Genomic DNA, 14,377 nt, shown 5'->3' with positions numbered 1-14,377 from the left:
CACCTGTTGCGACAGTGGATGGATCGCCGCGCTGTCCGCGGCGCACGGGTCGCGCTGGTCTACCGCACCATCTTCATCCTGCCCACGCGCACCGGGCTGCTGTTCACGGCCGTGGTGATCGCCGTCTGGCTGGGTGCCGTGAACTACAACAACAACATGGCGTTCCTGCTCTGCTTCCTGCTGGCCGGCTTCGCCCTGACATCCATGGTCCACACCTTTCGCAACCTGCTGGGCCTGCGCTTGACCGCCGGCAACGCGGAGCCGGTCTTCGCCGGAGACACAGCCGCCTTTCCCGTCCACGTGGAAAACCCGGCGGCGCGGGTGCGCACCGGGGTCGCGGTCGGGACGACACCGCCGGATTCCGCGACCATGAACCTGCCCGCCGCAGATGCAACGACCTGCATGGTCGAGGTGCCCGCCGGGGCGCGGGGCATCCTGCCTCTGCCCGTGCTGGTGGTGGCCACAGCGTTTCCCGGCGGCCTTTTCCGCGCCTGGGCACGGGTCCGCCTGGAGGCCGAATGCCTGGTCCGGCCCGCCCCGGAGCCGGCCCCGGTTCCCGAGCCGCCCGGCACGCCCTCGCCCGGCAGCGGCTCGTCCAACCGGCCCGGCGAGGACGATTTCGGCGGCCTGCGCCCGTACCAGCCGGGCGACCCTCTCCGCCGGGTCGCCTGGCACACGCTGGCCCGGGGCGACGGCCTGCAGACCAAGCAGTTCACCGGCGAGGCCCCCGACCGGACCTGGCTGGACGACGAGGCGCTCCTCGACCTGCCGGTGGAGCCGCGTCTCGCGCGGCTGTGCCGCTGGATCCTGGACGCCGAGAACGCCGGGTACGCATACGGCCTGCGCCTGCGCGGCCGCACGATCCCCCCGGGGAACGGGTCACGACACGCAGCGCGCTGCCTGGACGCCCTGGCGAGGTTCCCGCAATGACGGCGACCGCAACGGCTGCGGCGCCGAACCTGCGGCGCAGCCTGCCCTGGCTCGCGGCCGGACTGGGCCTGGTCATTGCGCCTCATGCCTTCCACCTCCCGCCCTGGGTAACCGCCGTGGTGGTCGCCTGCGCGGGCGCGCGCCTGCTCCTCGCCCGGCAAGGCAGGCGGCCTCCGGGCCGCTGGCTGCGGGCCCTGGCCGTGGTCACGGGTGTGTCCGGGATCTACCTGGGCTACGACACTCTGCTGGGCCTGCACGCCGGGGTCGCCCTGCTGTGCCTGCTCATGGGCCTGAAGCTGCTGGAGCTCAGGGGCAGCCGCGACATCGTCGTCCTCGTCGTCTTCGGCTACTTCCTGACCGCGACCCAGTTCCTGTTCAACGACAGCCTGCTGATGGCCGCCTACATGCTGGCCGCCGTGTGGGCCCTGACAGCCCTCCTCATCGCCCTTCAGGACCGGACCGCCGCGGACCGCCCGTGGCGATACGGACGGCTGGCGGCGGCCATGCTGGGCCAGTCGCTGCCGGTCATGCTGATCCTGTTCGTCCTGTTCCCGCGGATCCCCGGCCCGCTGTGGGGCATGCCCGATGACGCCTACGCCGGCATGACGGGGCTGAGTGACGAGATGACGCCCGGCGCCATCAGCCAGTTGGGCCGGTCCGACGAGGTCGCCCTGCGCGTCGAGTTCGACGACGCGCCGCCGGCCTATCCCCGGCGCTACTGGCGCGGTCCCGTGCTGGCCCGCTACGACGGCCGCTCCTGGCGCCGCGCCGGCGACAGCGCGCCGGCGGCCGGCGATGCATCGCGGCTGGTGTCCACCCGGGCGCCCACGGACTATACGGTCACCCTGGAGCCCCACAACCAGCGCTGGCTTCTGGCGCTGGACATGCCCGTCGAGGCCGGGCGCGGCAGCCGCGCCCCGCGGGGCGGTTACCTGCAGGCCAGCGGCCCGGTCCGCGAGCGCATCCGCTACGACGCCTCCTCGGTCATCGCATATCGCCTCGGGACCGGACTGACGCGGAAGCAACAGGCGTACTACACGGACCTCCCCGACGGCGCCCATCCGCGAACCCGGCAGCTCGCGTCGCGGTGGCGGGCGCAAACCGGATCCGACCGGGCGCTGGTCGAGCACGGCCTCCGCCACTTCCGCCGGGAACCCTTCCATTACACCCTGCAGCCGCCCCGCCTGGACGGTGACACCACCGATGCCTTCCTGTTCGACACGCGGTCGGGTTTCTGCGAGCACTACGCCGGCGCCTTCGCCGTGCTCATGCGGGCCGCCGGCATTCCCGCCCGGGTGGTCACCGGCTACATGGGCGGGCGCATGAACCCGGCCGGCGACTACATGATCGTCCGCCAGTCGGACGCCCACGCCTGGGTGGAGGTCTGGCTGGACGACCGGGGCTGGCTGCGGGTGGATCCCACCGCCTACGTGGCGCCGGAGCGCGTGGAGCGGGGCCTGGCCGGTGCCCTCCCGGACGGCGAGGCCGGACCCGGTGCCGCCGTCGGCGCCGGCGGGTTGCTGCAGCGGCTCCACCTGCAGTGGGATGCCGTCAACGCCTACTGGCACCGCTGGGTGCTCGCCTATGGGCCCAGCCTGCAACAGCAGCTGCTGCAGCAGCTGCGACTGGACAGCTGGCCGCGCCTGGCCCTTGCCCTGGCGGCCGGCATAGCGCTGACCCTCGCCGCCCTGACCTTCTCCCTGCTCCGCCGCGACCGGCCGCTGCCGCCCGATCCGGCGGCAGCGGCCTGGGGCGAGTTCTGCCGGCTGCTTGCCCGCCGGGGCCTGCCGCGCGCCCCGGACGAAGGACCCCGCGACTACGCCCGCCGGGCCGCCCGTCGCTGGCCCCGGGACGCCGACGCCATCGACACCGTCGCAACCCGCTACGAGATCGCCCGCTACGGGCGCGGCGGCGTCGGCGCCGCGGAGGTACGGGCATTGCGGCAGGCGGTACGGGCGTTCCGGAGCAACAGCCCGGTTTCACGGAAAGGCCGGAGCTCGTCCGGCAAACGCTGAACGATTTCCTGGCGGTACCGGCCTTCGCAGACGTTCGGCCGAGCCTCGGGGATCAGTCGGTGCTCCCCCGGCACGCGGCGCCGCCGGATTCCGCGGCGACGCATCCGCCGGCGAAGCCGTGGCCCTCGCTGAGGCAGTAACGCAGCCAGCGGTTGAGGAAGCGGTTCAGCTCCCAGCGCCACTCCAGGGTCTTGTACGGCGGATGCGGCCCTTTCCAGAGATCGAAGTGGCTCACGTCGGTGTCCGGCAGCACCTCGCCGGCGCGGGCATCGTGGTAGACGCGCAGTCGCAGGTCCGGCTGGGCCGTGCGCGGATTCGGCTGCCGGAAGTAGTGCGTGAGCACCGCCGACGATGTATACGGCGTCTGCTCCAGGATCCGCAGGTGCAGATCGACGCTGCCCGGCACGCGCGAGACGTGGTCCCCGTCCATGTCCTGCAGGTGCGGGGCGAGCCGACGCAGGAGGATGTAGTTGTTCTCGTAGAGCTCCATGAGCGTCGCGAACGTCCGCGCCGGGACCGTCTCCAGGAGCCTGTGCTGGCGGGTATCAGTGAACATTGCGGGAGCATAACACAGGCCCGGGCCGCGCCTGCCAGGCCCCGCAGCCGCCCTAGTAGAGCCGCCGCTTGAGGCCGATATCCAGGATCATGGTGGTGGCGATCTCCTCGATGGAGATGGAGGTCGTCTTCACGAACGGGATGGACTCCCGCCGGAACAGCCCCTCGGCGCGGGCAACCTCCATCTGGCACTGCTGCAGGGACGCGTAGTGGCTGTTCGGGCGCCGTTCGTGGCGGATCTCGCGCAGGCGCTCCGCCTGGATGCTGAAGCCGTAGAGCTTCTTGCGATAGGGCCGCAGTGCCGCCGGCAGCCGCCCGCTGAGCAGGTCCTCGTCGGTCAGCGGATAATTGGCCGCATAAATGCCATACTGAAGCGCAAGGTAGATGGACACCGGCGTCTTGCCCGTGCGTGATACGCCGACGATGATGACGTCGGCATCACTGTAGTGCCGCGTGGAAGCGCCGTCGTCATTGTTGAGGGCGAAATTCATGGCGTCGATGCGCACGTCGTAGAGGCGATCGTCGCCACGACCGTGCGCCTGCCCGATGGCGTGGGACGACGGCACGCCGAGCTCGCGCTCCAGCGGCGAGACAAAGGTCTCGAAGAAGTCGAAGAAGGTGGCGTGACACTGCCGCAGGTGGTCACGCACCTCCGTTTTCACTACGGTACTGAACACGATGGGACGCGCTCCGGACTCCGTGGCCACCTGATTGATCTGCTCCACGGCCCGTTGCGCCCGGTTGACGTCATCCACGAACGGCAGCGTGACCTGCTCCAGCTCCACGTCGAACTGGGTCAGCAGGCTGTGACCCAGCGTCTCGGCGGTGATGCCGGTGCGGTCGGAGATGAAGAACACCGTGCGCATTTCGCTCATGGCCCGCTGGCGGCTCCGTAGGTGGCGCGAAACGGCTTGATGGTAGCAGTCGTCCACGCCCGCGTCCCGGGCGCCGTATTCGTTTTTGCGGTCACGGGGGTTACGCTGGCGCCCTGGTTTTCGTAGGATACGCCACGTTTTGCGGTGCAGCGGCGGTGATCGCGTCCCGGTGGGCGCACCAGCCATCCGCGCTGCCAGCAACAGGGGGAAACCGACTTGAAGGATTACGTACTCTGGTTCGAATCGCTGGGCATGAACGACGTCGACCGGGTAGGCGGCAAGAACGCCTCCCTCGGCGAGATGATCAGCAACCTCGCCGCCGCCGGCGTGCAAGTGCCGGGCGGCTTCGCCACCACCGCCGCGGCCTACTGGGATTTCCTCGATGACAGCGGCCTGCGCCGCCGCATCGAGGAGGCGCTGGAAGGGCTCGACGTCAACGACGTCGACGCGCTCACCGACACGGGCGCCCGCATTCGCCAGATGGTCATCGACACGCCCTTCACGCAACGCCTCCACGACGAGATCGTCACCGCCTACCAGAAGATCGAGGACGAGGCCCCCGGCGAGGCGTCGTTCGCCATCCGCTCGTCGGCCACCGCCGAGGACCTCCCGGACGCTTCCTTCGCCGGCCAGCAGGAGACGTTTCTCAACGTCCGCGGCCTGGACAACGTCCTGCAGGCGATCAAGCACGTGTTCGCCTCGCTGTTCAACGACCGGGCCATCTCCTACCGCGTCCACCACGGCTTCGAGCACGGCCAGGTGGCCCTGTCCGCCGGCGTCCAGCGCATGGTGCGCTCCGACATCGGCGCCGCCGGCGTCATGTTCACCATGGACACCGAGTCCGGTTTCCGCGACGTGGTCTTCATCACCTCGTCCTACGGGCTCGGCGAGACGGTGGTCCAGGGGTCGGTCAACCCGGACGAGTTCTATGTCCACAAGCCGACCCTCGAGGCCGGCCGTCCCGCCGTTCTCCGGCGCACCCTGGGGAGCAAGGCCATCAAGATGGTCTACAGCGACGAGCACGGCCACGGCAAGTCCGTGCGCACGGTGGACGTCGACCAGGCCGACAGCCTGCGCTTCTCGCTCACCGACGACGAGGTGCAGGACCTCGCGCGGCAGGCGCTGATCATCGAGAAGCACTACGGCCGCCCCATGGATATCGAATGGGGCAAGGACGGCCAGGACGGCAGGCTCTACATCCTCCAGGCCCGCCCGGAGACGGTGAAAAGCCGCGACAGCACCCAGACGCTGGAGCGCTACCATCTCAAGGACAAGGGTGACGTGGTGGCCACGGGCCGCGCCATCGGGCAGCGCATCGGCGCCGGCAAGGCCCGCGTGGTGGGCGACATCGGCGAGATGAGCCGCATCGAGGCCGGCGACGTCCTGATTACCGACATGACCGACCCCGACTGGGAGCCGATCATGAAGCGCGCCTCGGCCATCGTCACCAACCGGGGCGGACGCACCTGCCACGCCGCCATCATCGCCCGGGAGCTGGGCATCCCCGCGGTGGTGGGCTGCGGCGATGCCACGGAGCGGGTGAAGGACGGCACCGAGGTGACCGTCTCCTGCGCCGAGGGCGACACCGGCTACATCTACGGCGGGCGGCAGGACTTCGAGGTCCGCGAGATCAGCCTGGAGAACATGCCGGAGCTGCCGTTCAAGCTCATGATGAACGTCGGCAACCCCGACCGGGCGTTCGACTTCGCCAATCTGCCCAACGCCGGCGTGGGCCTGGCGCGCCTGGAGTTCATCATCAACCGCATGATCGGCATCCACCCCAAGGCGTTGCTGAACTTCGACGCGCAGTCCGAGGAGCTGCAGACCATCATCCGCACCCAGACCGCGGGCTACGAGGATCCCGTCCAGTTCTACATCGACCGGCTCGCCGAAGGCATCTCGACGCTGGCCGCAGCGTTCTGGCCCAAGCCGGTCATCGTGCGCATGTCGGACTTCAAGACCAACGAGTACGCCAACCTCATCGGCGGCGCCGAGTACGAGCCGGACGAAGAGAACCCGATGCTCGGCTACCGCGGGGCCGCGCGGTACATCTCCGAGAACTTCCGCGACTGCTTCGAGCTGGAGGTCAAGGCCCTCAAGAAAGTGCGCAACGAAATGGGCCTGACCAACGCCTGGGTGATGATTCCCTTCGTGCGCACGCCCTCCGAAGCCGAGGGCGTGGTCAATCTCCTGGCCAAGCACGGGATCGAGCGCGGGCGTGACGACCTCAAGCTCATCATGATGTGCGAGCTGCCCTCCAACGCCCTGCTGGCGGACCAGTTCCTGGAGTACTTCGACGGCTTCTCCATCGGCTCCAACGACCTGACCCAGCTCACCCTGGGCCTGGACCGCGACTCCGGGCTGATCGCCCATCTGTTCGACGAGCGCGACGAGGCCGTCAAGGCGCTGCTGCACATGGCCATCCAGGCCTGCCGGCGCCAGGGCAAGTACGTGGGCATCTGCGGCCAGGGGCCGTCGGATCACCCGGAGCTCGCCCGGTGGCTCATGGACGAGGGCATCGAGAGCGTCTCCCTGAACCCGGACACCGTTGTCGAGACCTGGCTGTACCTGGCGGGCCAGGAGGTCGGCTAGGCGGCCGCGGTCGAAAAACCGGGTTCCCCCGGCAATCAGCGGGCTGCGGGCGCCTCCGGGTCCACCGGAGTCGTTCTGCGGAAAAAATGGTCTGTTGTTTGTGACCGGAGAATGTGTAACTTGGGAAACCCATTCGTCGAACGGCCGCCGCACGGCCCCGGGAGGTAGAAGCAATGGCCTCGGTCTACCGGACGGAAGACTGCCAGTACACCGTGGACAGGGAGGCCCTTGTGCAGCGCCTGGCCGAGGCGCTGCAGGGGGACAGCCTGCTCGTCGATGACGAGGCCATGCGCCCCTACGAGTGCGACGGTCTCGCCGGCTACCGCCAGATGCCCCAGGTGGTCACCATCCCCGAGACCATCGAGCAGGTGCGTCACGTCCTGCGGGTGTGTCATGACATGAACCTCCCCGTGGTGGCGCGCGGCGCCGGCACCAGCCTCTCGGCCGGCGCCCTGCCCCATCCCCAGGGCGTGCTCCTGAGCCTGGCGCGCTTCAACAAGATCCTCGAGATCGACCACGAGCGGCGCATGGCGCGGCTGCAGCCCGGGGTGCGGAACCTGGCCATCTCGGAAGCGGCGGCACCCTACGGGCTGTACTACGCTCCGGATCCCTCGTCCCAGATCACCTGCTCCATCGGCGGCAACGTCGCCGAGAACGCCGGCGGCGTGCACTGCCTGAAGTACGGCCTGACCGTGCACAACATCCTCGAGGTGACCATGATCACCATGGCGGGCGAGGAGGTCACCCTGGGTTCCGAGGCCCTGGACAGCGCCGGCTACGACCTCCTGGCCGCGGTCACCGGCTCCGAGGGCATGCTCGGGGTCATCGTCGAGATCAAGGTCAAGCTGCTGCCCCAGCCGCCCGCCAAGGACGTGCTGCTGGCCTCGTTCGCCGACGTGGAGACGGCCGGCAACGCCGTGGCCGGCATCATCGGCGCGGGCATCGTCCCGGGCGGGCTGGAGATGATGGACAAGCTGGCCATCCAGGCCGCCGAGGATTTCGTCCAGGCGGGCTACCCCACCGACGCGGCGGCGATTCTCATCTGCGAGCTCGACGGCAGCCCGGACGACGTCAGGGCCCAGCGCGAGCGCGTGTGCCAGCTCCTGGACGAATACGGCGCCGCCGAGATCCGCGTGGCCGGCGACGAGGACGAGAAGGCGCGCTTCTGGGCCGGGCGCAAGGCCGCCTTCCCGGCCGTGGGGCGCATCTCCCCGGACTACTACTGCATCGACGGCACCATCCCGCGCAAGCACCTGGCCTACGTGCTCCAGCGCATGCAGGAGCTCAGCGACGAGTACGGGCTGCGCGTGGCCAACGTCTTCCACGCCGGCGACGGCAACCTGCATCCGCTGGTGCTCTACGACGGCAACGTGCCGGGCGAGTTCGAGCGCACGGAGGAGCTCGGCGGCCGCATCCTGGAGCTGTGCGTGGAGGTCGGCGGCACGGTCACCGGCGAGCACGGCGTCGGCATGGAGAAGATCAACCAGATGTGCGTGCAGTTCGGCTCGCCCGACCTGGAGCAGTTCCGCGCCCTGAAGTACGCCTTCGACCCCAGCGGGCTGCTGAATCCGGGCAAGGCCATCCCGACGCTCAACCGCTGCGCCGAGTTCGGCGCCATGCACGTCCACCACGGGGAGCTGCCGCACCCCGACATCCCACGTTACTGACTTTCGACGGACCCGGCTTCCATGAGTGAGCACGATCAGGCCGAAGACCTCGCGCAGCGGATCGCCGAGGCGGCACGGGAGGGAACGCCCCTGCGGCTGCAGGGCGGTGGCACCCGCGGCTTCCTGGGCCGGGAAACCGGCGGGACCCCGCTGGAGCTGTCCGGCCACCGGGGCATCGTCAATTACGAGCCCACGGAGCTGATCCTCACGGCCCGGGCCGGGACGCCCCTGGACGAGATCGAGGCGGCCCTGGCGGAACAGGGGCAGATGATGCCCTTCGAGCCGCCGCGCTTCGGCGACGGCACGACCCTGGGCGGCGCCATCGCCACCGGCCTGTCCGGGCCGCGCCGACCGTGGGCCGGCGCGGCCCGGGACCTGGTCCTGGGCACCCGGGTCGTCAACGGCAAAGGCGAGTACATGCGCTTCGGCGGCGAGGTCATGAAGAACGTCGCCGGCTACGACGTCTCGCGGCTGGTCACCGGGAGCTACGGCACCCTGGGGGCCATCCTGGAGGTCTCCATGAAGGTGCTGCCTCTGCCCGAGGCCGAAGCCTCCCTGACCCTGGCCACGGGCGAGGACGAAGGCTTCCGCGCGGTGGAGGCCTCCTATCGCGATGGCGTGCCCGTCTCCGGGGCCGCGCACGACGGCAGCGCCCTGCACGTGCGCCTGTCCGGCACCCGCCTCGCCGTCGACGCCGGGCTCCAGCGGCTCGGCGGCGACCGCGACGAGGATCCGGCCGCCTTCTGGCACGCCCTGCGCGATCACCGGCTGGCGTTCTTCACCGCCGACGGGCCGCCCCTGTGGCGGCTGTCCGTGCCCATGCTGAAGGGCGTCCCGGAGCTGCCCGGCGAACGCCTCGCGGACTGGAACGGTCAACTGCACTGGGTGCGCACCGATGCGCCGGCGGCGGACGTCTTCCGGGAGGCCGCCCGGCTCGGCGGCCACGCCACGCTGTTCCGCGGCGGCGACGGGCACGACGAGGTGTTCCAGCCGCTGCCGGCCCCGATCCGGCGGCTGCACGAGCAGGTCAAGGCGGCCTTCGACCCCGACGGCATTCTCAACCCCGGCCGGCTGTACGCGGGTCTCTGACCCCGGCCGTATCGACAGCAAGCGATCCGGAGCCCTCTATGCAGACCTGGCTGACCGACGCCATACGGAACACCCCTGAAGGCCAGGAAGCGGACGCCATCCTGCGCAAGTGCACGCACTGCGGCTTCTGCCTGGCCACCTGCCCCACCTATCAGCTCGTGGGCAACGAGCTGGACAGCCCCCGCGGGCGCATCTACCTGATGAAGCAGGTGCTGGAAGGCCAGCCCGCCACGGAGACCACGCAGATCCACCTGGACCGCTGCCTGACCTGCCGCAACTGCGAGACCACCTGCCCCTCGGGGGTGGAGTACGGGCGCCTGGTGGACATCGGCCGGTCCCTGGTGGAGCAGCAGGTCCCCCGTTCCCGCGGCGATGCCTTCATGCGCGAGGCACTGCGCACGGTGCTCCCCCGCCGCCGCCTGTTCACCGCCCTGCTGCGCACGGGCCAGGTGTTCCGGCCGCTGGTGCCGGGGCGCCTGCGCGGCAAGATCCCGCAGGCCCGAGCGGCCCCGGCATGGCCCCGGGAGGCACGGCACAGCCGGCAGGTCCTGCTGCTCGAGGGATGCGTCCAGCCGGCGCTGGAGCCTCCCATCAATCCGGTCACCGCGCGGCTACTGGACCGCCTGGGCATCGGCGTGGTCCGTACGCCGGAGAGTGTGTGCTGCGGGGCCATCGATCAGCACCTGGGGCATCCCGAGACGGCGAAGCAGCACGTGCGCGCCAACATCGATGCCTGGTGGCCGCACATCGAGGCCGGGGCGGAAGCCGTCGTGGTCAACGCCAGCGGCTGCGGTGTCCAGGTCAAGGACTACGGCCACATTCTCGGCGACGACCCGGACTATGCCGACAGGGCGCAACGGGTCGCCGAGCTTGCGGTGGACCCGGTGGAGCTGCTGCTCGACGAGGAGGCGCGCCTGGCCCCCGCCGCGGAGGCACCGCGCAAGATCGCGTTCCAGTCCCCCTGCACGCTGCAGCACGGCCAGAAGCTCGGCGGCCGCGTGGAGTCGATGCTGCGGCGCCTGGGCTTCGAGCTCACGCCGGTACCGGAAGCGCACCTGTGCTGCGGCTCCGCCGGCACCTACTCGGTGCTGCAGCCGGAATGGGCCAAGGAGCTGCGCAGCAACAAGCTGGACAATCTCCAGTCGGGCAAGCCGGAGCTCATCGCCACGGCCAACATCGGCTGCCTTACGCACCTGAACGAGGCGTCCGAGGTACCCGTGCGCCACTGGCTGGAGCTGCTGGACGCCAAGGAGGACCACGCGCGATGAACCAACCCGCACTGCCGCTGCTGGTGGAACCCGAGCAGCTTCGCGAGCGGCTGGACGACCCGCGCCTGCGGATCGTGGATCTCAGTGACGCGGCCGCCTACAGCCAGCGGCACATCCCCGGGGCCGTGCACCTGACCTACGCCTGGCTGGTGCGCAAGACACCCCCGGCCCTGGGCCTGCTGCCGGACGAGCAGGCGCTGTCCGCGGTCTTCGCCGAGATCGGCCTCACCCCGGAGCACCACGTGGTCGCCTACGACAACGAGGGTAACGGCCGGGCCAGCCGCCTGCTGTGGACCCTGGACGTCTGCGGTCACCGGGCATGGTCCCTGCTCAACGGCGGCAGCCACGCCTGGTTCAACGAAGGGCACCCCGGCGAGACGGGCATGAATACGCCGGAGCCCGGGCACTACCCCGTGTCCCTGCCTGCGGAGCCGCCGGCGCTGGCCGACCGCGACTGGCTGATGCGCCATCTCGACGACCCGGGCGTGGCCGTCCTGGACGCCCGCTCGCCGGCGGAGTTCGACGGCATCGACGTGCGCGCCGCCCGCGGCGGCCACATCCCCGGCGCAGTGAACCTGGAATGGACCCGCGTGCTGGACCGGGAGCGGAACCTGCGCCTGCTGCCGGACGGCCAGCTCCAGGCATTGCTGTCGGAGCGGGGCATTCACCCGGACCAGGAGGTGGTCACGCACTGCCAGACCCACCACCGTTCGGCGCTGAGCTACGTGGTGCTGCGCTACCTGGGCTACGACCGGGTCCGCGGCTATGCGGGCTCCTGGTCCGAGTGGGGCAACGACCCGCAAACGCCGGTGGAGGCCTGAGCCGGAGCGGCGCGCGAGGCCTCAGAGGGCCTGGGGGAGATTGAACAGGCGCTCCCGGTAGAAGCGCAGCTCGCGGATGGATTCCTTGACGTCGTCCATGGCCAGGTGCGCGCCGGACTTGCGGAACTCCTTCACCAGGTCCGGGTTCCAGCGCTGGGCCAGCTCCTTGAGCGTGCTGACATCCACGTGCCGATAGTGGAAGTAGCTCTCCAGCTCCGGCATGCAGCGGTGGAGGAAACGCCGGTCCTGGCAGATGCTGTTGCCGCACATGGGTGACCTGCCCGCCGGCACCCACTGCTCGAGAAACGCCAGGGTCTCGCGTTCCGCCGCGGCCTCGTCGTAGTCGCTGCGCCGTACCCGGTCGACCAGCCCGCTCTGGCCGTGCTGCCGGGTGTTCCAGTCGTCCATGCCCTGCAGCACCTGATCGGGCTGGTGGATCGCGATCATGGGCCCCTCCGCCAGGATGGTCAGCTGACTGTCCGTCACCACCGTGGCGATCTCGATGATGCGATCCCGATCGGTATCCAGGCCGGTCATTTCCAGATCGATCCAGATCAGGTTCTCGGCGCTCTGGGGCATAGGGGAGAAATCCTTGCTTGCGGGTGTGATTGCGGCCGATTCTACCAGAAGCTATGCTCGCGTGCCGGAGCCGCCTGCCGCGGCAGGACCGGCAAGCGTCGTGTCACTGGAGATTGCATGGATCAGGGCCGGGTGCTCGTCACATACGGCACCGAGAGCGTGGTGGAGACCGCCGACGGTACGCTGGTACGTTGCCTGACCCGGCGCCGGACGGGCCGGCCCGTGTGCGGCGACCGGGTGGACTGGAGCGGGCGCCCGCCCGGGGAGTGCGTCATCCAGGCCATTCACCCGCGACGGAACACCCTGATCCGTACCGACTATCGCGGCCACGAGAAGCCGCTGGCGGCGAACCTGGACCAGCTGCTGTTCATGTGCGCGCCGGAACCGGCCCCGGATGCACGCCTCATGGACCGGTACCTGGTCCTCGCCGAGAGCCTGGGGATCACGCCGCTGATTGCGGTCAACAAGCAGGATCTCGCGGCGGATCCCGCACTGGCCATGCCGGGGATGGTGACGGACGCCGCCTCGCGCCACGGGTTCGCGGTCCACGCCGTAAGCGCGGCCTCCGGCCAGGGCCTGGAGGCGCTGGCACAGGCACTGACCGGGATGACCACCCTGCTCGCCGGCCAGTCCGGCGTCGGCAAGTCGTCGCTGATCAATGCGCTCGTGCCGGATCGGCACGTCCGCACCCAGGAGATCTCCGCGACCAGCGGCCAGGGGCGGCACACCACCACTGCCACGACGCTGTACTCGCTGCCGGACGGGGGCGCCATCGTGGACGCCCCCGGGGTGCGCACGCTGCGGCTGGGACACCTGTCGCGCGCGAGCATCCAGCAGGGCTTCCCGGAGATCGCGGCGCTCGCCGCGCACTGCACCTACCGCGACTGCGAGCACGGTGACGAGCCGGGGTGCGCGGTCCGCTCCGCGGCCGCCGAGCAGCGGATCAGCGCCACGCGCCTGCGGAACTTCCGCGAGCTCCTGGCCGAGCGCTCCTGAGAGAATTCAATAGCCGCGACGGCCAGCAAAGGCGTGGGAGAGCGTGCCGCTGTCCACCGTCTCGAGCTCGCCGCCCATGGGCACGCCATGGGCAATGCGGCTGCAGGTCGCACCATTGGCCCGTGCCAGCTCGGCCACGTACTGGGACGTGGCCTCGCCTTCCACGGTCGGGCTGGTGGCCAGGATCACCTCCCGGACCTCGCCGGCGCGCAGCCGCTCCTCCAGCCGGTCGAGCCCGAGCTCGGCCGGCCCGATACCGTCGAGAGGCGACAGCCGGCCGCCCAGCACGAAGTAGCGGCCCTGGTAGTCGGTGGCCTGCTCCAGCGCGAACACGTCCGCCGGGCTCTCCACCAGGCACAGCAGCGCCGGATCCCGCCGGTCGCTGGCGCAGATCGGGCACTGCTCGTCCTCGGTGGGCAGATGGCAGTCCCGGCACTCGCCGACGCGCTCCATGGCCGCAGCCAGGACGTCGGCTAGCGCCGCGCCGCCGCGGCGGTCCCGCAGCAACAGATGGAACGCCATGCGCTGCGCGCTCTTGGGGCCGACGCCGGGCAGGGCGCGCAGGCTGTCGATCAGCTGCTCGATCAGGGGCGAATACGCCATCAGCCGCGATCCGCCCCGCTCAGAACGGCAGCTTCATGCCGGGCGGCAGGCCCATGCCTTCCGTCATCCCCTGCATGCGCTCCTGGGTCGCCTCCTGGACCTTGCGCGCGGCGTCGTTGAACGCGGCGGCGACCAGATCGGCAATCATCTCGCGATCATCGTCGTCACCGAACAGGCTGGGGTCGATCTCCACCCGCTTGCACTCGTGCTTGCCGTTGAGCACCACGGACACCATGCCGCCACCGGCCTGACCGGTGACCTCCATCTGCGCAATCTCTTCCTGCGCCTTCTGCATGTCCGCCTGCATCTTCTGGGCCTGCTTCATCAGATTGCCCATGCCGCCTTTCATGATGTCGTCCTCGCTGTGTCGTGTCCCGATGAAACCGG

13 protein-coding genes are annotated in these 14,377 nt (G+C 70.1%); 8 read left to right on the top strand and 5 right to left on the bottom strand.

The window, feature by feature from the left end:
• Window positions 1–18 precede the first annotated feature (18 nt).
• The gene (locus QWY84_RS12060) at window positions 19–930 is read left to right on the top strand and encodes a DUF58 domain-containing protein (RefSeq protein ID WP_290202960.1); all 912 of its coding nucleotides are present in this window, start codon (window positions 19–21) and stop codon (window positions 928–930) included.
• Window positions 927–2,945 (top strand): transglutaminase TgpA family protein, encoded by a 2,019-nt coding sequence (locus QWY84_RS12055; RefSeq protein WP_290202959.1) that lies wholly within the window; start codon window positions 927–929, stop codon window positions 2,943–2,945. The genes QWY84_RS12060 and QWY84_RS12055 overlap by 4 nt, the downstream gene beginning before the upstream one ends.
• Window positions 2,946–2,997: 52 nt before the next feature.
• Here the strand turns inward: QWY84_RS12055 and QWY84_RS12050 are convergent, their stop codons facing one another.
• Together QWY84_RS12050 and ppsR are read right to left on the bottom strand one after the other, a co-directional pair.
• Window positions 2,998–3,501 (bottom strand): DUF1249 domain-containing protein, encoded by a 504-nt coding sequence (locus QWY84_RS12050; RefSeq protein ID WP_290202958.1) that lies wholly within the window; start codon window positions 3,499–3,501, stop codon window positions 2,998–3,000.
• Between the two features lie 52 nt (window positions 3,502–3,553).
• Window positions 3,554–4,375, bottom strand: a complete 822-nt coding sequence (gene ppsR / locus QWY84_RS12045; RefSeq protein WP_290202957.1) for a posphoenolpyruvate synthetase regulatory kinase/phosphorylase PpsR — start codon at window positions 4,373–4,375, stop codon at window positions 3,554–3,556.
• Between the two features lie 216 nt (window positions 4,376–4,591).
• Here ppsR and ppsA point away from each other — a divergent pair, with 216 nt between their 5' ends.
• The 5 genes from ppsA (at window position 4,592) to QWY84_RS12020 (ending at window position 11,812) form a co-directional block, all read left to right on the top strand.
• Window positions 4,592–6,967, top strand: a complete 2,376-nt coding sequence (ppsA, locus tag QWY84_RS12040) for a phosphoenolpyruvate synthase (protein ID WP_290202956.1) — start codon at window positions 4,592–4,594, stop codon at window positions 6,965–6,967.
• Window positions 6,968–7,140: 173 nt separating this feature from the next.
• Window positions 7,141–8,634: an FAD-linked oxidase C-terminal domain-containing protein gene (locus tag QWY84_RS12035; protein ID WP_290202955.1), complete on the top strand. Its 1,494-nt coding sequence runs from the start codon at window positions 7,141–7,143 to the stop codon at window positions 8,632–8,634.
• A gap of 21 nt (window positions 8,635–8,655) precedes the next feature.
• A complete protein-coding gene (glcE, locus tag QWY84_RS12030) occupies window positions 8,656–9,723 on the top strand; it encodes a glycolate oxidase subunit GlcE (RefSeq protein WP_290202954.1) in 1,068 nt (355 codons plus the stop codon).
• A 38-nt stretch (window positions 9,724–9,761) separates the two neighbouring features.
• A complete protein-coding gene (gene glcF / locus QWY84_RS12025; protein WP_290202953.1) occupies window positions 9,762–10,991 on the top strand; it encodes a glycolate oxidase subunit GlcF in 1,230 nt (409 codons plus the stop codon).
• Window positions 10,988–11,812: a sulfurtransferase gene (locus tag QWY84_RS12020; protein WP_290202952.1), complete on the top strand. Its 825-nt coding sequence runs from the start codon at window positions 10,988–10,990 to the stop codon at window positions 11,810–11,812. The genes glcF and QWY84_RS12020 overlap by 4 nt, the downstream gene beginning before the upstream one ends.
• Window positions 11,813–11,833: 21 nt before the next feature.
• Here QWY84_RS12020 and orn read toward each other — a convergent pair whose 3' ends face one another.
• Window positions 11,834–12,391, bottom strand: coding sequence for an oligoribonuclease (orn, locus tag QWY84_RS12015; protein WP_290202951.1), 558 nt, complete (start codon window positions 12,389–12,391; stop codon window positions 11,834–11,836).
• Window positions 12,392–12,508: 117 nt separating this feature from the next.
• Here orn and rsgA point away from each other — a divergent pair, with 117 nt between their 5' ends.
• Window positions 12,509–13,387, top strand: a complete 879-nt coding sequence (gene rsgA, locus QWY84_RS12010; RefSeq protein ID WP_290202950.1) for a ribosome small subunit-dependent GTPase A — start codon at window positions 12,509–12,511, stop codon at window positions 13,385–13,387.
• 6 nt (window positions 13,388–13,393) lie between these two features.
• On the opposite strand, the gene recR is transcribed toward rsgA, so the two are convergent.
• Both recR and QWY84_RS12000 read right to left on the bottom strand, forming a co-directional pair.
• The gene (gene recR, locus QWY84_RS12005) at window positions 13,394–13,990 is read right to left on the bottom strand and encodes a recombination mediator RecR (protein WP_290202949.1); all 597 of its coding nucleotides are present in this window, start codon (window positions 13,988–13,990) and stop codon (window positions 13,394–13,396) included.
• Window positions 13,991–14,009: 19 nt separating this feature from the next.
• Window positions 14,010–14,342, bottom strand: a complete 333-nt coding sequence (locus QWY84_RS12000) for a YbaB/EbfC family nucleoid-associated protein (protein ID WP_290203382.1) — start codon at window positions 14,340–14,342, stop codon at window positions 14,010–14,012.
• Window positions 14,343–14,377 lie beyond the last annotated feature (35 nt).

The sequence above is a fragment of the Aquisalimonas lutea genome (assembly GCF_030409225.1).
GTDB lineage: Bacteria > Pseudomonadota > Gammaproteobacteria > Nitrococcales > Aquisalimonadaceae > Aquisalimonas > Aquisalimonas lutea.
Note: the sequence above shows the minus strand (reverse complement) of the source record. Positions and strands in the feature narration are given on the sequence as shown.